This window comes from Synechococcus sp. R55.8 (assembly GCF_047461895.1).
Taxonomy (GTDB): Bacteria; Cyanobacteriota; Cyanobacteriia; order Thermostichales; family Thermostichaceae; genus Thermostichus.
In genome coordinates this window covers 1-18,855 of record NZ_JANSIB010000046.1, presented here as the reverse complement: position 1 = coordinate 18,855, position 18,855 = coordinate 1, and the positions used below count along the sequence as shown (strand labels likewise).

Genomic DNA, 18,855 nt, shown 5'->3' with positions numbered 1-18,855 from the left:
GCCATTCGGGCCGAGCAAATCAGGGTGCTGCAGACCCTCACCCCCAGCCCCTCTCCCAGCCCAAGCGCTCCGCGTCGCTAAACGCAAACACCCCCGGCCCCTCTCCCAGGGGGAGAGGGGGGTAGGTTCTTGAACTCAACGCAGCGGCGAGTGCAACAGCACCACCAGCCGCTCTTCCAGGAACTTGAGATTGGCCACCACTTGGTTAAAGGCCTCTTCGGGGGTCCAATCCATGAGATCTAGCGCCTTGGCCGCCAGGGCCTGTACAGGAACAGGCTCTTCTCCAAAAACATCGATCAACCAGCGCACCGAGAAGGGATCGATGGTGATGTTGCCCTCGGAGCCGGGCCAGCCGTTGATGTTGACCGGGCCATTGTCGCGGATGGCATTCTCAAAGGCAGCCTTGGCGTTGAGCCTCAGCAGCAGAGGATGCGCCTGTACCAAGCCATTTCTCCATTCCTCGCTGCTGAAGGGTTGGGGAGAAGTGGCCCCGGTGGGGTGGCCACACCAGAAGTCGATCAGGCGGGTCAGGTTAGGAAAGATTAACTCGATAAAGTGCAGCAGCTCCTCCTGGCTGAGCTTTTTGATTTGCCGCAGGGCGTAGGGAACGGGCTTGGTGAGGACCCGCTCCAGCTTCCACTGCTGCCAATTGACCATACTGATGAACTCCAGCCCGGCCTGGCGGAGCATCTCAAAGACCTGAGGCACGGTAAAGCCTTTGTCGCTGCGCAGCAGAAAGTTGGCCAGGATCCCATTGGTGGTTTTGATGGCATCCCCCTGCCAGTGGCTTTTGACGAAGCTGCCCTCGTGAAGGGCATCCATCAGCTCCCTGAGGATGGGAACGGCTTTGGCAGCCGGCTCATCCATCACCCCCAGCAGCTCCATGGCATCCTGCATGTTGAAAATAAACTGGCGCTGGTAAAGGCTGTGGACATTGGTGCGGATGATGCCGTCCGGTTTGAGGACTTGGCGCATGCCTTTCAGCCCCGCCACCGGATCGTCCAGCAGGTAGAGCACGTCGTTGCAGGCGATGAAATCGAATTGCTCCCCCAAGGCTTGCAGGTCGGTGATGTCCATCACCTCGAAACGCGCCTCTTTGATCTGGTGGAACTCGAAGCGCTGCCGGGCCATTTTCAGGGATTCTGCCGAGATATCCACCCCGACAAAAGAAGCTCCTGGATTGGCCGTGGCCAGCACAAGGGTTTCCCAGCCGGAGCCACAGCCGGCGTTGAGCATTACTTTGCCCTCGGGTTTGACCACCTTGCGGTTGCGGCGATAGTAAGCGGTGGTGAGGCTGTTGGCAAACAGCGCGAAGTTATCCGTAACCGTCTGCTCAATCGGCACATTCGGGTACGGAAACTCGTCAAACTGTGCCTGAACCAACTTGGAAGTGGATTGCTCCGGCATAGGGATCCCTGCCTCTGTAGGACTGATTAGGATTCTAAAGCGATTCCAGGGTTTAACCTAGGCGCTGCTCGGTTTCGGGATCGAACAGGTGGAAGCGATCCATATCGAAGATCACTTCCGCCCACTGGTTGACGCGCAGCTGGGTACGGGGATCCACGCGGGCAATAAACTCCTGCTCGGCCAGGATCCCTTCTCGGTCGCTGGTGCTGAGATAGAGGATTACTTCATGGCCCACCAGCTCCGTTACCGAGACCTTAGCCCGCACCGGGGCAGGTTGGATCCCTGGGGGTTGGTAGTGGGGATCGTGGATGTTTTCCGGGCGGATGCCGAAGATGACCGACTTGCCGACGTATTGCCAATAGGGCTCTGCCTGGTGGGGCGGGATGGCCACGCGGAAGGCGCCGGTATCGATCCAGAGGGTGCCCTCCTGCTCCCGCAGCTTGGCCTGGAAGAAATTCATGGCGGGGCTGCCGATGAACCCGGCCACAAACAGGTTGGCCGGGCGGGTGTAGAGGGTGTGGGGGGTATCCACCTGCTGCAGGCGGCCATCCTTCATGACGGCGATGCGGTTGCCCATGGTCATGGCCTCCACCTGGTCGTGGGTAACGTAGATAAAGGTGGTGCCCAGTTGCATGTGCAACTTGCTAATCTCGGCCCGCGCCTGTACCCGCAGCTTGGCATCCAAGTTGGAGAGGGGCTCATCCATCAAAAACACCGCCGGATTGCGCACGATGGCCCGCCCGACGGCAACCCGCTGCCGTTGCCCACCCGAAAGTTCCTTGGGCTTGCGGTTGAGCAGGTGTTCGATCCCAAGGCGCTTGGCCACCCCCCTAACCCGGCTTTCGATCTCCGCCCGTGGCAGGCCGCGCAGCTTGAGGCCAAAGGCCATGTTCTCGGCCACGGTCATGTGGGGGTAGAGGGCATAGGATTGGAAGACCATGGCGATATCCCGATCCTTGGGGGGGACATCGTTCACCCGTCGATCGCCAATGTAGATGGAGCCGGCGCTCACTTCTTCCAAGCCGGCCAGCATGCGCAGGGAGGTGGTTTTGCCGCAGCCGGAGGGGCCGACAAAGACGAGAAATTCCCCGTCTTCGACGGTGATGTTCAGGTCATGGACGGCGGTGGTGTCTCTGTAGCGCTTGGTAACGTGTTCGTAGGTAACGCTGGCCATGCTCTCAACCTTGGCTCCGTTGCGCACTCAAACCCTATCCAAAGCGGCGGGCAAAAGTCAAATCGAGTTGAGTTGAGTTCGGTAGGGAGAGCTGGGGATCCCTGCAGCGAACCCGATTTATTCCTGCTTGAAATGAGCGCAAGCTGAAGAACCAAAACGCAAAAAAGGACTAAAAAAGGGTAGGCGATGAGCCTACCCCTATGGGATCTTTTTTCCTCATGGAAAATTGCCTAACCTCAGAGCAGCTTCAGCTACGCCCATCAGGAGACAACGCTCACTTTAACCACTTGGGCTTTTTCAGAGTCTGCCTTGGGCAAGGTGAGGGTGAGGATCCCATCTTTGTATTCGGCTTTCACCTGATCGTGTTTGATCCGGTTCGGCAGTGGGATCACCCGTTGGAAGCGCCCATAACGGAATTCAGTCCGGGTTACCCCTTTGTCTTCAGAGCGCTTCTCAAATCGCCGTTCCCCGGTGATGGAGACCGCTTCGGCTGTCGCTTGGATATCCAAGTCGTTGGGGTTCAAGCCGGGCAGCTCCAGCTTCAGGGTAATGGTTTCGGGATCATCGTGCATCTCCACTGCCGGCATGAAGGAAAAGCCGTCGGCCTCGGTGGTGCGAGGGATCAGCCGGTCGAACATCCGGTTCATTTCCCGTTGAATTTCGTCAATTTCACGAAATGGATCCCAGCGGACAAGAGCCATAGAGCATCCTCCTCCTCTATTACTTTGCTTTTTTGACTTCCAGTTCGAGTTTGGAGCTTAGCTTTCGGGGCTCAACTTTAGAGGTGCAAGCAAAACCTCTATGCTTCTAGTGTAGTCAAATCCGTTCCGGGAAATGTAGGGTTTTCTGGAATGTTTCTTAGGTGTTTACCCTACAGGTTTATCTATCCAAAACCCTCTAGGACTCCGTATGTTTGGGGCGGCGATGGGGTTTTGTTGGTAACCACATACTGAGGCCGGTGGCCACCATCACCAGCAGCCCCAGTCCGTTTAAGAAGGGGTAAACCGCTTGCAGATCGAGGGGGCCCCACTGCCCTTTGTGGATTTGGATCAGCCAGTAGTAGTCGAAGTTTTCGTTAAGGCGGGCAATTTGATACAGGGATCCCGTCAGCACCGTTACCACCAAAGGCAAGGCCAGGATGGGGGCAAGGGTGCGGTGGATGCGGCGGATCCTCTTTGGATTCAGGGCCATTGAGCTTTCTCCAGGGCAATGGGGCGATCCCTGCCATGCTATCAGGGCAGCTAGCCCCTATTCTCGCTCAAGAACGGCTCCTGGACAGCTCCTCCACGTGCTGCCGCGGGATGACCCGTCCTTCGTCCTCAAAGCCGGGGATCTCGTGGAAGTTGAGGTAGCGGTACAGCTCGCCGGCAAAGGGCTGGATCTTGGTGGAGACGATCTCTCGGTACTCCTCAGGGGTGGGGATCCGGCCCAAAAGGGCGCAGGCGGCGGCCAGCTCGGCGGATCCCAGGTAAACCCGCGCGTCTTTGCCCATGCGGTTGTTGAAGTTGCGGGTGGAGGTGGACATGACGGTGGCCCCGTCTTCCACGCGGGCTTGGTTGCCCATACACAAGCTGCATCCCGGCATTTCCGTTCTGGCCCCGGCGGCAGCAAAGATGCCGTATACGCCTTCCGAGCGCAGTTGTGCCTCATCCATGCGGGTGGGCGGACAGATCCAGAATTGGCGCACCTTGGCCCGCCCTTGGCCTTCCAGGATTTTGGCGGCGGCGCGGTAGTGGCCGATGTTGGTCATGCAGGAGCCGATGAAAACTTCGTCAATCTTGATCGGCGTATCGGGGTTGCCGGCGGCGTGTTGGGCATGGACTTCGCTCAGGGTCATCACCTTGTCGGGATCGTTGGGGGCACAGACGATCGGCTCGGTGATGGTGCTGAGGTCGATTTCGATGACTTCGGCGTATTCGGCGTCGGCATCCGCCTCCAGGAGGGTGGGGCTGGCCAGCCAGGCTTCCATTTTGGCGATGCGCCGCAGCAAGGTTCTCGCATCCTGGTAGCCGCGGGCAATCATGTTCTTCAGCAGCACCACGTTGGAGCGCAGATATTCTGAGACCGTCTCGAGGCTCAGCTTGATGGTACAGCCGGCACAGTTGCGCTCTGCCGAGGCATCGGTAAACTCAAAAGCTTGCTCCACCTTCAGATGCGGCAGGCCCTCGATCTCCATGATGCGCCCGGCAAAGACGTTTTTCTTGCCTTTTTTCTCAACGGTCAACAGGCCCCTCTGAATGGCCACGTAGGGGATGGCATGGACAATGTCCCGCAGGGTGATCCCCGGCTGCAATTCACCTGTAAAGCGCACCAGCACCGATTCCGGCATGTCCAAGGGCATCACCCCCATGGCGGCGGCAAAGGCCACCAGACCGGATCCCGCCGGGAAGGAGATCCCCAAGGGGAAGCGGGTGTGGGAGTCGCCCCCGGTGCCGACGGTATCCGGCAGGAGCATGCGGTTGAGCCAGGAGTGGATAATGCCATCGCCGGGACGCAGGACAACGCCCCCGCGGGAAGCGAAAAAGTCGGGCAGCTCTTTGTGGATCTGGATGTCCACCGGCTTGGGATAGGCGGCGGTGTGGCAGAAGCTCTGCAGCACTAGGTCGGCGTTGAAGCCCAGACAGGCCAGCTCCTTCAGCTCATCGCGGGTCATGGGGCCGGTGGTGTCCTGGGATCCCACCGTGGTAATGAGGGGCTCACAACTGGTGCCCGGGCGCACGCCTGGCAGCCCACAGGCTTTGCCCACGATTTTTTGCGCTAGGGTATAGCCTTTGCCGGTGTCTGCCGGTGGAGTGGGGCGGATAAACAAGGTCGAGGGAGGCAAACCCAAGGCTTGGCGGGTTTTGTCGGTGAGGGCACGGCCAATCAACAGGGGAATACGTCCCCCCGCCCGCACTTCGTCGGGGAGGGTCACGGGCCGCAGGGAAAAGGTGGAGAGAACCTGGCCGGCCTCAGAGCGGATCACGCCTTCGTAGGGGCAAATGGTAACCACCATGCCGGTTTCCAGGCGGGAGACATCGCACTGGATGGGCAAGGCCCCGGCATCTTCGGCGGTGTTGAAGAAGATGGGCGCAATGGTGCCCCCCAGGATGACCCCGCCGGCCCGCTTGTTGGGCACATGGGGAATGTCGTGGCCGATGTGCCAGAGCAGCGAGTTGAGGGCGGATTTGCGGGAGGAGCCGGTGCCCACCACATCCCCCACAAAGGCAACGGGATGGCCGCGGCGCTTCAGCTCGGCAATGGTGACCAGGGATCCTGGAGCGCGGGACTCCAGCATGGCTTGGGCGTGGAGGGGGATATCCGGGCGGGTGGTGGCGTGGGCGGCGGGGGAAAGGTCATCGGTGTTGATCTCGCCGGCAACCTTGAACACTGTTACAGTGATTGCTGCGGCCAGGGGAGCTTTGGCGGTAAACCATTCGCCCTTGGCCCAGGACTCGATCACCTGTTGGGCATAGGCATTGCCGGACTGGCTCAGCTCCAGCACGTCGTGAAAGGCATCGAAAACCAGCAGGGTGTGGCTGAGGGCGCGGGCTGCTGCCGCTGCAATCTCACTCCGGGGATCCCGCAACAGATCCAGCAAAACCTGGACGTTGTAGCCCCCCAGCATGGTGCCCAAGAGCTCCACCGCCCGCAGGGGAGTGATCAACGGCGATGCAACCTCCTCCTTGGCTACCGCCGCCAAAAAGCCCGCTTTCACGTAGGCTGCTTCATCGACTCCCGGTGGGACGCGCTCCGTGAGCAGGTGCAACAAAAAGGCTTCTTCGCCGGCAGGCGGGGCCTTCAGGAGCTCGCACAACTGGCTGGTCTGGGCAGCGTTTAAGGGCAGCGGCGGGATCCCTTGGGCCTCGCGGGCAGCGGCGTGTTGGCGGTATTCGGCCAGCATGGGGGTTTAGGCACTCGACGTGGGTATTTATTCTACCGCTAGCTCGGCAGAGGAAAGGTCCTCGAGAAGGGATCCCATCCGCTGGCGGTAACTCAGTCTGGCCTAGGATAGCTCCGCCAACAGCTCTTTTTGGTAAAGGCCAATACAAGCTTGGATCAAGTCGTCCAGCTCCCCATCCAAGATGGGCTGCAGAGGGAAATTCTGGTTGAGGCGGTGGTCGGTAACGCGGTTGTCCTTGTAGTTGTAGGTGCGAATTTTTTCCGAGCGGGATCCCGTTCCCACCTGCATGCGCCGAGCAGAGCTGATGGAGGCCTGTTGCTCCTGCAGCTTCATCTCGTAGAGTTTGGCCCGCAAAATCTGCATGGCCCGCTGGCGGTTCTGCAGCTGGGAACGCTCCTCGGTACAAAACACCCGGATCCCGGTGGGCTTGTGGAGAAGATCCACCGCCGTCTCCACCTTGTTCACGTTTTGGCCGCCTGCCCCCCCGGAACGTGCCGTTTTGATTTCGATGTCTTTCGGGTCGATGACTACCTCCACCTCGTCCACCTCTGGCATCACCGCCACCGTGGCCGTCGAGGTGTGGACACGGCCTTGCGCTTCGGTGACGGGCACCCGCTGCACCCGATGCACGCCAGCTTCAAACTTGAGCTTGCTGTACACCTGATCCCCTTGAATCTCCAGGATCGCCTCTTTGTAGCCCCCCAGCTCTCCTTCCGAGAGGCTCGCCAGACGCACCGACCAGCCCAGCTTTTCGGCGTAGCGGGTGTACATGCGGGCCAGATCCGCCGCCCACAGCGCCGCCTCCTCCCCACCGGTGCCGGCGCGAATCTCCAACATAATGTTCTTGTCGTCGTTGGGATCCCGGGGCAGCAGCAGCAGGGTGAGCTTTTCCTCCAGTTGTTCTTGGCGGGCCCGCAGTTGCTCAAGTTCCGCTCTTGCCATCGCCTCCAGCTCTGGGTCGGAGGCCGATTCCCGCAAAAGTTCTTCCGTCTGTTGCAGATCGCGATTCAGCTTTTGCCAGTCGTGAAAAGCCTGGACGGTGGCCTCCAAGGAGGAGCGGGCCTTGGCAATCCGCTGCAGCTCAGCTGGATCCGTGGCCACGTCCGGATCGGCCAAGCGCACCGTCAGCTCCTGAAAAGTGGCTTCGACATTCTTAAGCTGGTCGATCAGTTGAGCAGAAGCCATAGATTCGCAATACCCAGGGATCCAAGCGTTGCCCACACCCAGATGGGGGAACCTCTACTTGGCCTTTTTGCCACCTCCCATGCCGTATTTGCGCATGAACTTCTCCACCCGGCCTTCGCTGTCGATGATCTTCTGGCTGCCGGTGAAAAAGGGATGGTTGCCCGACCAAACATCCACCTTGAGCTCCGGCTTGGTGGATCCCACCGTCATCACCACTTCGCCGTTGCAGATGACTTTGGCTTCTGGATACCACTGCGGGTGCAATCCTTTCTTGGGCATAACCCTTTCCTCCTCTGGGCCTGTTTCTATACCCTTGTCTATCAACATCTTCCTCTAAAAACAACGGCAGGGATCCCTAGCGCTTCGAGTACTGGGGAGCCTTGCGGGCCTTGCGCAGGCCGTATTTCTTCCGCTCCACGGCGCGCGGATCCCGTTTCAGATAACCCTCGACTTTCAAAGGGCCGCGATTGGCCGGATCCACCTCGCAGAGGGCGCGCGCCACCCCCAGCTTGATCGCATCCGCCTGGCCGTGAACGCCGCCGCCATGGGCTCGCACTAGGATATCGTAGGAGTTTTCCAGACCAAGGATCTCCAGCGGCCCCTTCACACTGGCCAGCAGGGCTTCTTGATACTGCAGATACTGGTCTCCCGGCCTGTCGTTGATGATGATTTTGCCCGTGCCGGGCACCAAACGCACGCGGGCAACGGCGGTTTTGCGGCGTCCCGTTCCCCAATAAACGGCTCGTTGGCTGCTCGCTTGAGTCATGCTTTGGCTCCTGGGATCGTGTTGAGGGGATAAACCTGGGGTTGCTGGGCCTCATGAGGGTGGTTTGGCCCGGCGTAAACCTTCAGCTTGGTGAATTGCCGCCGGCCCAACCGGGTGTGGGGCAACATCCCCTTGATCGCTTTTTCCACCACCCGCTCCGGCAGCCGCGCCTGCAGTTGGGCAAAGGTTTCCACTTTCATGCCGCCAGGACGGCCGGAGTGGCGGCGGTAGAGCTTTTGGGTGCGCTTTTTGCCGGTGACCACCACTTTCTCAGCGTTGATCACAATTACATAGTCCCCCGTATCCAGGTGAGGGGTGAAGTCCGGTTTGTGCTTACCCCGCAAGAGGGTGGCCACAGCGGCAGCCAAGCGGCCCAGGCGCTGATTGGCAGCATCCACCAGATACCAGCGGGGCGCCAGAGTTTCGGGGTTGGGAAGGGGAGTTTTGTTCATGGCAGGCAAGGAAACATATCAGGACAAGCTTAGAGATCGCCCAGATCAACCGCAGGAATGGGCCAACGCAGCCGGCGACCGGAGGGCGGAGGGAGGCTCTGTGGGCAAGGCCCAAAAGGGCAGCGAGTGGGCGAACTGTTGACCGAAGGGATCCGCAGCATAGCCCACATCCGTCAGGCACAGCCCTTGCGGAGGAGCGCTGTAGCGGGTGCGCATCTGGCTCCAGTCGTTGTGTTGCCACAGGTGGACAAACTGTGCCGGGCTGAGCTGGCCCCGGCCCACCACCTCTAGGGATCCCACCAAGAGCCGCATCATCCGGTAGAGGAAGCCGCTGGCCTGCACCTCGATGCTGATCAAGTCCCCCAGCCGCTGGCAGAGCACCTCCTGCACCTGTACCCGCGAGTGGGGCCGATCCGATCCCCGCCGCCGGAAGGCTTCCAAGCTGTGCTCCCCCAGCAGGGAATTCAGGGCTTCCGCCATCGGCTCCACCTGCAGAGGCCAACGCACTTGCCAGCTAAAGAGGCGCCAGAACACATCCGGTCGCTCCCGGTTCAGGATCAGGTAGCGGTAGCGGCGCCAGCGAGCCGAAAAGCGGGCGTGCCAGGAGTCAGGCACTTGAGCAGAAGCCAGCACTACCACATCTTCCGGCAGACAGTCGTTCAGCACCCTCGACCACTCCGCCGCAGGGATACCGGAGGTGGTGTCGAAGTGGGCCACCTGGCCTGCAGCATGAACCCCCGTATCGGTGCGACCGGCCCCATAGAGGGTTACCGGATGCCCCGCCCGCGACGCAATCGCCTCCTCCAGCACCCCTTGCACGGTACGGCGGGCTGCCTGGCGCTGCCAGCCATAGAACCTGCTGCCGAGGTACTGAATTCTCAGGGCAATGCGACGGTACGGCATGGATCCCTTTCCGCTACACCAGCTCGATGACCGCCATTTCTGCTCCATCCCCCCGCCGATGCACGGTGCGCAAGATGCGGGTATAGCCACCGGGCCGATCCCGGTAGCGCTCAGGAGCCTGCTCAAACAGGGAGCGCACCAGCTCCTTGTCGTAGATGTAGGCCAGCGCCTGTCGCCGCGCCGCCAGGGATCCCTCTTTGGCCAGGGTGATCATCTTCTCGGTGGTGGCCCGAATGGCTTTGGCGCGGGCTTTGGTGGTGGTGATCCGCCCTTCCCGCAGCAGAGCCGTGGTCAGCGCCCGCATCAGGGCCTTGCGCTGGTCGGCGGGCTTATTGAGGTGGGGGGTACGACGGCGGTGGCGCATGGTAACCTCTGTCTTGTGTCCTACACTCTTCGGGGATCCTTGCGTTTTGACGCGGTTGTGCTAGCGGTGCAGATGCTTGAGACGGAACCTAAACTCTAGGCCTTGCCTTTTTCGCGGGTGCGGGGCAGTGTCAGACCAAAGCGGGCTTTCAAAGCCTGCACCACCTCTTCGGCAGACTTCTGGCCAAAGTTTTTGATCTCCAGCAGATCTTCCTCGGTATAGAGCAGCAGATCGGCCACCGTGTTGATCTGAGCTCGCTTCAGACAGTTGTAGGCCCGTACCGAGAGCTGTAGCTCCTCGATGGGGATCTGGTTTTTTTGGTTGTCCTCGTCTGGCTTGGGCGGCACAGGAGCATCGAAGCTGACCTCCTGCAGCGGTGCGAACAAGCCCACCAAAATGCGGGCCGCTTGGCTGAGGGCCTCTTGCGGGGTGAGGCTGCCGTTGGTCCAGATTTCCAATACTAGCCGATCTTTTTCCAGGAATTGGCCCACCCGAGCTGCTTCCACAGCGTAGTTCACCTTGCGCACCGGCATGAAGACAGAGTCGATCTGCAGAAAATCAATCGCCATCGCTTTGCTGTCGGAGTAATCGACGGCGCGGTAGCCATGTCCCCGGCCAATCATGAACTCCATTTCCAAAATCGCCCCTTCTGCCAGGGTGGCAATGTGGTGACGGGGGTTGATCACCTCCACATCGCTGGGCAATTGCAGCTTCTCAGCAGTAACTTCCCCTGGCCCCTGAGCCACCAAGCGGCCCACCTGAGTCTCGGGGGAACTGGAGCGCAGCACCAGCTCCTTCATGTTTAGAAGGATCTCCATCACGTCTTCCCGCACCCCCGGCACCGTGGAAAACTCGTGGGTCACCCCGGCAATGCGTACAGCAGTCACCGCCGTCCCTTCTAGATTGGAGAGCAACACCCGCCGCAAAGCGTTGCCCACCGTGATCCCTTGGCCGCGCTCCAGTGGCCCCAAAGCAAATTTGCCGTAGTGAACGCCGTTATCATCCCGATGAGATTCAACACACTCGGTCTGGTAAGCAACAGCGCTTGAGCTCGCTCTGCTGCCCAGAGAGTGGGAGAGGGTTCGGCTGGTTTGAATCGTCATGGTGGCCCCGTCCGTCTGGCTCGACATCCGTTTGGAGAACTGATGAAACTTCGAGGTCATCTCACGCTTGGGCAGACCTGTAGCTCTGGAGCAAACTCCTACAGACGCTCGACCGGCCCTCAACGCGGGATCCTTTAGACACGCCGCCGCTTGGGGGGACGGCAACCGTTGTGGGGAATGGGGGTGATATCTCGAATAAGGGTAATTTCCAAGCCCGTTGCCTGTAGAGCGCGAATGGCGGTTTCCCGACCGGCTCCCGGCCCGCTCACCATCACTTCGATCTGGCGCATGCCGTTCTCCATGGCTTGACGCGCCGCACTTTCTGCTGCCATTTGGGCGGCGAAGGGAGTGCCCTTTTTGGCCCCTTTGAAGCCCGTAGAACCTGCCGAGGCCCAAGACACCACATCGCCGTTGGGATCCGTGATGGTGACGATGGTGTTGTTGAAGGTGGACTGAATGTAGGCCACCCCATTGGGGATGTTCTTTTTGACTTTACGTCCGCGCCGTTGCTGCCGAGCCATGATCCAGGTGTCCTTGCAATCGACTGTTTGGGGTTGGGATTCGGGATGGTGGAAGAGTTTTGCCTTCCGCGCAAAGTCCAGCGACTACTTCTTGGCGGGAGCTTTCTTCTTGCCGGCCACCGTCTTCCTGACCCCCTTGCGGGTGCGGGCATTGGTGCGGGTGCGCTGGCCACGCACGGGCAGACCCAGGCGGTGGCGACGACCTCGATAGGTGCCAATGTCGATCAGCCGCTTGATGTTCATCGCCTCCTGGCGGCGCAGATCCCCTTCTACCTGGTATTCGCCCTCCACCACCGTCCGTAGGGCGGCCACCTCAGCGTCGGTGAGGTCGCGGGTACGAGTATCCGGATTGATGCCGGTCTTCGCCAAAATCTGGCGGGAGCGGGTTAGCCCAATGCCGTAAATGTAGGTGAGGGCAATCTCCACTCGCTTTTCTCGGGGGATGTCAACTCCCGCAATCCGTGCCATAGTCAGGGGTACCTTTCAAATCAAACCAACTCGAACACACTTGCCCAGTAAGGATTGAGTTGCCTGCCTGAGATGGGATCCTCATTCAGAGAAATGTTGCTGTAGAGATGCCGATCTTGGGATCTATGCTCGCCGAGAGATCTGGCCAAAGTTTTGCTCAGTTGTGTTGGGATCCCTCGCTTCTGTCTCCCATTGCAGGCTGGACACATCCTGCATCGAACCTCTAGCCCTGCCGCTGCTTGTGCTTGGGGTTGGAAGAACAAATGACCATCACCCGACCGTGGCGGCGGATGACTCGGCATTTCTCACAGATCCGACGGACGGAAGGCCGCACCTTCATGGTTGATCCTGACAAAACCAGCGAATATCCATTCTATGTTCGTCTGGGCAACCTGTCAAAATGTGTTTGGGTTTGCTGACAGCGAGCGGACAGTCGGGTTGGCTATGCTGGTTGGGCGAGGATCTCCTGAGTCAAAGTAGGCGCGACTGTGGGGTGGAGAAGGCCATGCGGTGGCAATGGCTGGTTGTGCTGAGCAGCGTGCTGGGGCTGGGATCCCCTGTGTTGGGGCAAGGGATCCCTTCGCCGGAGGCAGGCTCTTCCTCTGCTGGGAGGAACTTTCCTGCGGATGGGAACGGCCTGAGGACAGAGGGGGATTGGCTTTTGCCGTTGCGCAGCTCTGCCGATCGCATCGATGGGGTACCGGATCGGGGCTGGGTTGCGGTTGGGCTGTTGGAGGAGCAGGCGGTGACTCTGCTGGATGGGGCCAGCGGGGATCCCTTGTGGCAGGTGGCGGTGGGGTTTGCTCCCAGTGTGGTGCGGGTGGATGAGGCGCGGCAGGTGGTCTATGCCTCTGGCCCCAATGCCCCTGGGCTGGTGGCCCTCGATCTGCTGACGGGGGAGCTGATTCAGGCCTATGGGTTGCCGGCGGGAGTTTTGGATATTGCCGTGGATGCGGCCACAGGGCGGGTTTTTGCCTCCCTGCCCTCTGCCCAGAGTTTGGCGGTGATGGCTGCTCCCCTTCGCAGCAGCGGTGCGGAGCACAAACGCCAAAGCGACCCCTCAGAGCAGCCGCAAGCCCGCAATTTGCCGATGCCCGGCCCCCCTTTGGCGCTGGCCTACGATGCGGAGCGGGGATCCCTGTTTGTGGGCCTAGCCGGGGAGGATCCCCTCAGTTTGCTGGTGGTTAACCCAGACAATGGGGAGTTGTTGGCCCGTTGGCGGGGCGGCAATACTCCGGAAGCGATGGCTTTGGATGCCGAACGGCAACGCTTGGTGGTGCTCAACTCCGGCAGCCAAGATCTAACAGTGCTGGATCTGAGCCGCAGCGGCGAGGCCCTGCAGCGGGTTGGCCTGGATTGGCGACCGACGCGGCTGGCCCTTTCCCCGGATGGACGTTGGGCTTACGTGACCTCCCGCGATAGCGACCGCCTGCAGCTGGTGGATTTACAGACGGGGCGATTGGTGGCCTCGCTGCGGCTGCAGGGACAGCCGACGGGTCTGGTGATGCTGGGGGAGCGGGATCTGTGGGTGGTGGCAGCAGGGATCCCAGCTTTGCGCCGTTTGCAGGATATTCAGGCTCAAGTTGGCGACGGCGGGACAGAGGTCCTGAACGGGGGAGTCCCCTCTCCAGGCAACCGCGGTGTGGTGACCGGGCGGGTGCTGGATATTGCCGGCCAACCCGTTCAGACCGGGGTTTTGCACCTGGCCGCCACGCCAACCCAACCCAGGCAAACCGTCCGCATTGCTGCCGACGGCACTTACGTGCTGCCGGAACTGCCGGCCGGCCTGTATTTGGTGGATGTGGAGGTGCCGGGTTTTCCCCTGACCAGCACCCAGGTGGAAGTCCGGGCCGGCTTTGTCTCCACTCAGGATATTCGCTTGCCGCCAGGGGAACCGACCCGCCAGCCGGAGGGCATTGGCCTTTTGCCGGATGAACCCGTTTACTCGGATGAGCTGGCCCGCCACCTCAGCATGGCCCTGAAGGAGTTGCAGCCCCAGCGACCGGTACTGCTCTTGAAGGGGCCTCTGGGGCCGGATCCCCGGTTTGAGCCGCTTCTGCCCCTCACCCAGGGCCTGACTTTGTTGGATCGGGATGAGCGCTACACCTCCGATTTGGCCAAGCTGAAGGCCATCGGGGATGCCCTGGGATTGCGCTATATCCTCTTGACCCAGATGCAGATCTCGCGGGACTACAACCGCCAGGGCAACTCTCTGCTGAATACAGCCTTACGCTTTGTGGCCCCGACGGTGCCGGTGGAAATTCCCAATTTCACCCCCAACCAGTTGCGCAGCCGCGGGGTGGTGGTGGTGGTGGACTTGCAGAGGGATCGGCCTGGGGATCGGGCTCGCTACTACGAAGCCTATGGGCGGGATGATGTGGGCGGGGATCCGATGTTTGAAGATGCGGCAGCGGGCCTGTTTCGGCTGCAGGTGCGCAACATGGTGCCGGTGTTTGTCCAACAATGGCAAACCAACAACCCCTTTTCTGGGTGAGGATCCCTGCAGCAGGATCTTGCCCTGTTCGCGTCAGGGGTGCGGAGCAGAATAGAACCGACTGCTACTACCGGATGCAACCTTCGCCATGCCTTTTTTCTTCTTTCATCCTCTCCGGCACAGGATTAGCTATCGCTACGCAACGCTCTCGCGAACAGGCAGTCTGGCCCTCTGCGGCTGGCTGGCACTGACTTCAGGAGCGCTGGCTCAGGCTCCGGCCACCCCCATTCCACGGTTGACGCCGTTGTTTCCCTCCCAAAACAGAGGGCAGCCCCAGGGAACGGCGCGGCTGGTGGGGCAGGTGAGCAACAGCGTGGGACAACCTGTGGCGGGGGCACAGGTGCAGTTGGAGGGCATGGAGAACCCCAATCAGCCGATTCAAACCGATGAGCGGGGCGCTTTTGAGCTAGACCATGCCCCAGCCGGGCGTTGGCTGTTGACGGTGTGGCACCCCGACTATGAAAAGGCAGAGCAGGAGATCCTGCTGCAAGGGGGCCTGACCACCCCTGTGGATGTGGTTTTGCAGGTGCCGATTCGGCCTCAACCCCGCCGTCGCCTTGGCATTTTGGGGGTGGGAGGGTTGGAGCATACCCAACTGTTGGGCCAGCGCCTGGCCATAGAGGCGGTGCGTCTGGGCTTGATCCCCAACGGCGAGAAGGTGGTGCCCCTGGACAACCGTCGCATTCAGCCCATTTTGCAGAAGGTGGGCTGGCCCATCTACGAGCTGTTTGAGTGGGATCGCCGCAAGCCGGAGGCGGTGGGCCAATTTTTCGATTACCTGGGCCTGGAAGCCATCGTCATCGCCCGCGTCGATGTCCTCACTCGACCAGCTTCGCCAACGGAGCTGAGCCTGCGTTCCCGCAGCCGCCTGGAACTGTGGCGGTTTGATGAGCAAGGCAACCTTGTGGTAGATATCCTGGCCGAGGCCAGTCGCGATCAGGTGGAGCGGAGCAACCTCAATGCTGCCGAGCTGGCCCAGCTTTATCAAATCCAAGTCACCCAGATGGCTGCTGAGGTGGGATCCCGCTGGAAGGAGCATCACCCGCTGGCCCAGTACCTAGAACTGGCTCAGGGAGAAGCCCCACCCCCACGCTCTCGCCTGGATACGGCTGTGGAGCTGCGCATCCCCTCTGCCACACCGACTCCCTAGGTCTTAAGCAGAACAGCTCCGGGATCTCTTCTGTTGTCGTGAAAGGGATTGTCCTCTGAGTTCGTCTAGCAACGACGGGAGGAGCCGCCCGAAGAGTGGCGAGAAGAGCTGCCCCCCGATGAAGGGCGGGAGGAGGAGCCGAAAGAGCCAGAAGAGCGCGAGGAGCCGCCACAACAGGAGCTTGCAAAGCTTGGATCTGGTTTTGCAGTTGTCTGCAGCGACGCTGCCTGCGCCAGTACATTGTGCCGCCGATTATCCCTGCAGCACCTGCCCCCACCCCTACCAACGGCCAGGGCGAAGGGGGAGGCGGGTAGGTCATGCCTCTGTTGAATTGCCGCCCGGCGCTGCAGCCGGCCTGACCGCGTCAGCGCTGCAGTTCCCCCCCCAGCGCTTTGCTCCTGACGCCAGCTGTCCCATGGGCTATTTTTGCTGGGGATCCCTTCCGATGGCGCGATAGGGCGAGCCACCCCAGTTTCAAGGCCAGCCCCAGCACCTGCCAGCCGCGCAACCGGATCACCAGGGATCCCCATCCGTGCCAACCGATGCGAGCGAAGGTCAAGCGCAGGTGTTGGGCCAACTGAGGGGGTAGAGCGGCGATTAGTCCCAAGCATTGCCCCGTCAAAGCCGGATCGGCAAAGCCAATTTCCACCCCTCCTTGCCAAGATTGGATGTGGAGCTGCTTGCCCAGCTTCCACAGGTAGGGCCAATCTCTGGGGGAGCAACGTTCTCCCCGCTGCGCCGGCCAACGGCCGCGAAGGCGCAGGGATCCCCAACGCCATTCCCAACCACGGCGGCTGCCCCGCACGGCCCAGCCTCCCCAGCCGTGCCATTTCCAGATCCAGGCAAGGGGGCCCTGCCAGGGTTTGCGGTAGCGCAGAATGAGCTGTTGAGGCCAGAACAAGAGAGTTCCCACAAAGACGGCCAGCAGCAATCCCAAAGGACTCCGTCCCGCTAACGCGAACAGCTTGAGCACCGACTGGGATCCTCCGCGGTCAATCCATAGCGGGCCAGAAAACGGGGCAAATCGACCACCAGGCAGGTGTAGGATCCCTGCATCACCAGCCGCTCCTGCTGGGTGATCTCCACCTGAAACTGAATGCGTCTCCCCTCCACGGCCACGACTTCGACCCGAACCTGCAAGGGATCCCCCGCCACCGCTGCCGACCGATGTTCCAAGGCAAAGCGGATCCCGACCGCCGCTTCCTCCGGCTCGTAGAAGGGCTGCAAGGTGTTGTGGCCGCACCGCTCGATCAACGTCAACAAAGCCGGGGATCCGATCACCTTCACACCGGGGTTGCCCAGAGCCTCAGCGGTTTGTTCTGGGCCGAGGATCCCTTGCCAGGTGCCAAGGGTGCCCAAGGGAACAGGTTTCATCAGCGGGCAGGGGCGCGCATTCTCCTGGATTGCCATAGGCTCCAGCCTTGCCAGAGCAGGAGAATCAACGCCAGGATCCCGACCACCCCGGCCAGCACCAGCGCCCGTTCCCAGCGGGTGGCATGGAAGCCGGTTACCGTCCAATCGCGGCTGAGGTTGGATCCCAGAATGGCAAGCACAGCCAGGCCCAAACCTCGGATCCCCAGAGATTCCGCCCCTCTTCCCTCCTGCTGCAGGAGGATGGGCTGCAGCGCCGCCAGGATCAAGGCGGTGGTCAAGGCTCCCAACAGGAAGGCCGCTTGCGGCTGAGCGTGAATGAAGTAGCCCACCCCCACCGGCAAAGCCAGGCTAGCCAGCGTCAGGGCGATCCCCGTCTGCAGGGGTTTGTCTGGCCCATACAGCCAGTGCAGGAGCGCCGCCAGCGCCATGGCCGCCATTCCCAGGTACAGCGCCGCCGACACATAGGGTTGGGTGAGGTCGATCCCGGCAACCTGCAGGTTGAACTGGTGCAACAGGTTTTGCAGCAGAGGGCGGGCCGACAAGAAGAGGGCTGCCATCGCCCCCCAGCGGCTGGGAAAAGCCAGACACCCCAGCCCCAAGAGGGCCGCCCCGTAGGATCCCCCCAATCGCAGCGCCAGCAGCGCTCCTCCGCCCACCAGCGTTAGGCCCACACAGGCCCGCCAGAGCAGCCGTCCTTGTTGCTCGGCAACGCTGACGCGACCGGCTAAAGCCTCCGGCCCGCTGACATGAGCAGGTTCCCCTGGCGCAGGGATCCCCTGTCCCATCTGGTTTTCCAAGGCAAGCAAGGCCCACGAGAGCAGCACCCCCACCCCGTAGAGCAAGGCCCAGAAGGGATCCTGGTATAGGCCGTTGCGGGTCAAGGCCAAGGCCAGCGCCAACGCCACCAGCCACCCCACCCCATGCCCCACTGCCGACAGCAGCCCGGGGGAGTCTTCTGAGGCGGTCAAGAGCGGCACAGTGCCTGCCACCAAGCTGAGGGCGGCCAGCCCCACCGGCAACAGCACCTGCCAAGGGAGATCCGGCTGGGATCCCATCTCCAGCAGGCGAGATCCCCAGGTTATGGCGGCAATGCCGCTCCACCCCTGGCCCAGCGCCATCAGCAACGACAGGGCTTCTGTTTCGGCCAAGACCCCCAGCAAAGGGATCCCCACCAAGCCCATCCCCAGGCCGCAGCCCCACAGAAAGAGCATTCCATGCTGCTCCGCAATGCCGATGCGACTGGGGGAGCCGATAGCCAGACTTTGCCAGGCCGCCAAACTGAGCAACAGCACCACCAGCCCTTGCCCGGCCCGACCGCAGCCACTCAACCCCAGTAAACCCACCCCCACCAGGCCCCCCAACAACAAAGCCAGGAGGATCAGATCCGGCAACTGACCCAGCCAGCACCCCAGCGCCGCCAAGACCACCAAGCCCAGCCCCACTGCCGGTTGCCAGCGGCGAACGGATCCCCAGCGGCGATATCGAATCGCTTCCAACAGCAAGACCACCAAGCCAATCGCGGCCGCAATCGCCAAAACTCCACCCAGCACGTGCTCCCTGATACATTCACGCTGAACTCTCCTGAACATGGTTCAGGAAAGAAGCGATCGC

The 18,855-nt window shown here is 61.3% G+C and carries 20 protein-coding genes; 2 read left to right on the top strand and 18 right to left on the bottom strand.

What is annotated here, in order from left to right:
- Positions 1–135: 135 nt before the first annotated feature.
- From NW829_RS06425 to rpmJ, 15 genes are all read right to left on the bottom strand, one after another.
- On the bottom strand, positions 136–1,407 hold the full coding sequence (locus NW829_RS06425) for a class I SAM-dependent methyltransferase (protein WP_414400206.1): 1,272 nt from the start codon (positions 1,405–1,407) through the stop codon (positions 136–138).
- A 52-nt stretch (positions 1,408–1,459) separates the two neighbouring features.
- The gene (locus tag NW829_RS06420) at positions 1,460–2,581 is read right to left on the bottom strand and encodes an ABC transporter ATP-binding protein (protein ID WP_414409110.1); all 1,122 of its coding nucleotides are present in this window, start codon (positions 2,579–2,581) and stop codon (positions 1,460–1,462) included.
- A gap of 260 nt (positions 2,582–2,841) precedes the next feature.
- Entirely contained in the window at positions 2,842–3,282 is a 441-nt protein-coding gene (locus NW829_RS06415) for an Hsp20/alpha crystallin family protein (RefSeq protein ID WP_414416693.1), read from the bottom strand.
- Positions 3,283–3,478: 196 nt separating this feature from the next.
- Positions 3,479–3,772 carry a PepSY domain-containing protein gene (locus NW829_RS06410; protein WP_414355795.1) on the bottom strand — a complete coding sequence of 98 codons (294 nt, stop codon included), beginning with the start codon at positions 3,770–3,772 and terminating at the stop codon, positions 3,479–3,481.
- 67 nt (positions 3,773–3,839) lie between these two features.
- On the bottom strand, positions 3,840–6,464 hold the full coding sequence (gene acnB, locus NW829_RS06405; RefSeq protein WP_414416692.1) for a bifunctional aconitate hydratase 2/2-methylisocitrate dehydratase: 2,625 nt from the start codon (positions 6,462–6,464) through the stop codon (positions 3,840–3,842).
- 102 nt (positions 6,465–6,566) lie between these two features.
- On the bottom strand, positions 6,567–7,649 hold the full coding sequence (prfA, locus tag NW829_RS06400; RefSeq protein ID WP_011433196.1) for a peptide chain release factor 1: 1,083 nt from the start codon (positions 7,647–7,649) through the stop codon (positions 6,567–6,569).
- Positions 7,650–7,703: 54 nt separating this feature from the next.
- Positions 7,704–7,928 (bottom strand): 50S ribosomal protein L31, encoded by a 225-nt coding sequence (gene rpmE, locus NW829_RS06395; RefSeq protein WP_414409113.1) that lies wholly within the window; start codon positions 7,926–7,928, stop codon positions 7,704–7,706.
- 76 nt (positions 7,929–8,004) lie between these two features.
- On the bottom strand, positions 8,005–8,415 hold the full coding sequence (rpsI, locus tag NW829_RS06390) for a 30S ribosomal protein S9 (protein ID WP_011433194.1): 411 nt from the start codon (positions 8,413–8,415) through the stop codon (positions 8,005–8,007).
- Entirely contained in the window at positions 8,412–8,867 is a 456-nt protein-coding gene (gene rplM / locus NW829_RS06385; RefSeq protein WP_414413343.1) for a 50S ribosomal protein L13, read from the bottom strand. The genes rpsI and rplM overlap by 4 nt, the downstream gene beginning before the upstream one ends.
- A 45-nt stretch (positions 8,868–8,912) precedes the next feature.
- Positions 8,913–9,770, bottom strand: coding sequence for a tRNA pseudouridine(38-40) synthase TruA (truA, locus tag NW829_RS06380; protein WP_414409114.1), 858 nt, complete (start codon positions 9,768–9,770; stop codon positions 8,913–8,915).
- A 13-nt stretch (positions 9,771–9,783) separates the two neighbouring features.
- On the bottom strand, positions 9,784–10,134 hold the full coding sequence (rplQ, locus tag NW829_RS06375; RefSeq protein WP_011433191.1) for a 50S ribosomal protein L17: 351 nt from the start codon (positions 10,132–10,134) through the stop codon (positions 9,784–9,786).
- A 95-nt stretch (positions 10,135–10,229) separates the two neighbouring features.
- Positions 10,230–11,237, bottom strand: coding sequence for a DNA-directed RNA polymerase subunit alpha (locus tag NW829_RS06370; RefSeq protein WP_011433190.1), 1,008 nt, complete (start codon positions 11,235–11,237; stop codon positions 10,230–10,232).
- A 134-nt stretch (positions 11,238–11,371) separates the two neighbouring features.
- Entirely contained in the window at positions 11,372–11,758 is a 387-nt protein-coding gene (gene rpsK / locus NW829_RS06365) for a 30S ribosomal protein S11 (protein ID WP_011433189.1), read from the bottom strand.
- Between the two features lie 84 nt (positions 11,759–11,842).
- Positions 11,843–12,226 carry a 30S ribosomal protein S13 gene (gene rpsM / locus NW829_RS06360; RefSeq protein WP_011433188.1) on the bottom strand — a complete coding sequence of 128 codons (384 nt, stop codon included), beginning with the start codon at positions 12,224–12,226 and terminating at the stop codon, positions 11,843–11,845.
- A 223-nt stretch (positions 12,227–12,449) separates the two neighbouring features.
- Positions 12,450–12,566 carry a 50S ribosomal protein L36 gene (rpmJ, locus tag NW829_RS06355; protein WP_011433187.1) on the bottom strand — a complete coding sequence of 39 codons (117 nt, stop codon included), beginning with the start codon at positions 12,564–12,566 and terminating at the stop codon, positions 12,450–12,452.
- A 165-nt stretch (positions 12,567–12,731) separates the two neighbouring features.
- Between rpmJ and NW829_RS06350 the strand changes: the two genes are divergently transcribed.
- Complete coding sequence (locus tag NW829_RS06350; RefSeq protein ID WP_414416691.1) at positions 12,732–14,720, top strand: carboxypeptidase regulatory-like domain-containing protein; 1,989 nt, start codon at positions 12,732–12,734, stop codon at positions 14,718–14,720.
- A gap of 88 nt (positions 14,721–14,808) precedes the next feature.
- Positions 14,809–15,870, top strand: coding sequence for a carboxypeptidase-like regulatory domain-containing protein (locus NW829_RS06345; protein WP_414416690.1), 1,062 nt, complete (start codon positions 14,809–14,811; stop codon positions 15,868–15,870).
- 364 nt (positions 15,871–16,234) lie between these two features.
- On the opposite strand, the gene NW829_RS06340 is transcribed toward NW829_RS06345, so the two are convergent.
- Genes NW829_RS06340 through NW829_RS06330 form a run of 3 tightly spaced genes read right to left on the bottom strand, consistent with a single transcriptional unit; the run spans position 16,235 to position 18,779 of the window.
- Entirely contained in the window at positions 16,235–16,843 is a 609-nt protein-coding gene (locus tag NW829_RS06340; RefSeq protein WP_041436487.1) for a hypothetical protein, read from the bottom strand.
- Positions 16,822–17,244, bottom strand: coding sequence for a thioesterase family protein (locus NW829_RS06335; RefSeq protein ID WP_414416689.1), 423 nt, complete (start codon positions 17,242–17,244; stop codon positions 16,822–16,824). Before NW829_RS06335 ends, NW829_RS06340 begins: the two co-directional genes overlap by 22 nt.
- Positions 17,244–18,779 carry a hypothetical protein gene (locus tag NW829_RS06330; RefSeq protein ID WP_414416688.1) on the bottom strand — a complete coding sequence of 512 codons (1,536 nt, stop codon included), beginning with the start codon at positions 18,777–18,779 and terminating at the stop codon, positions 17,244–17,246. Before NW829_RS06330 ends, NW829_RS06335 begins: the two co-directional genes overlap by 1 nt.
- Positions 18,780–18,855: the final 76 nt, after the last annotated feature.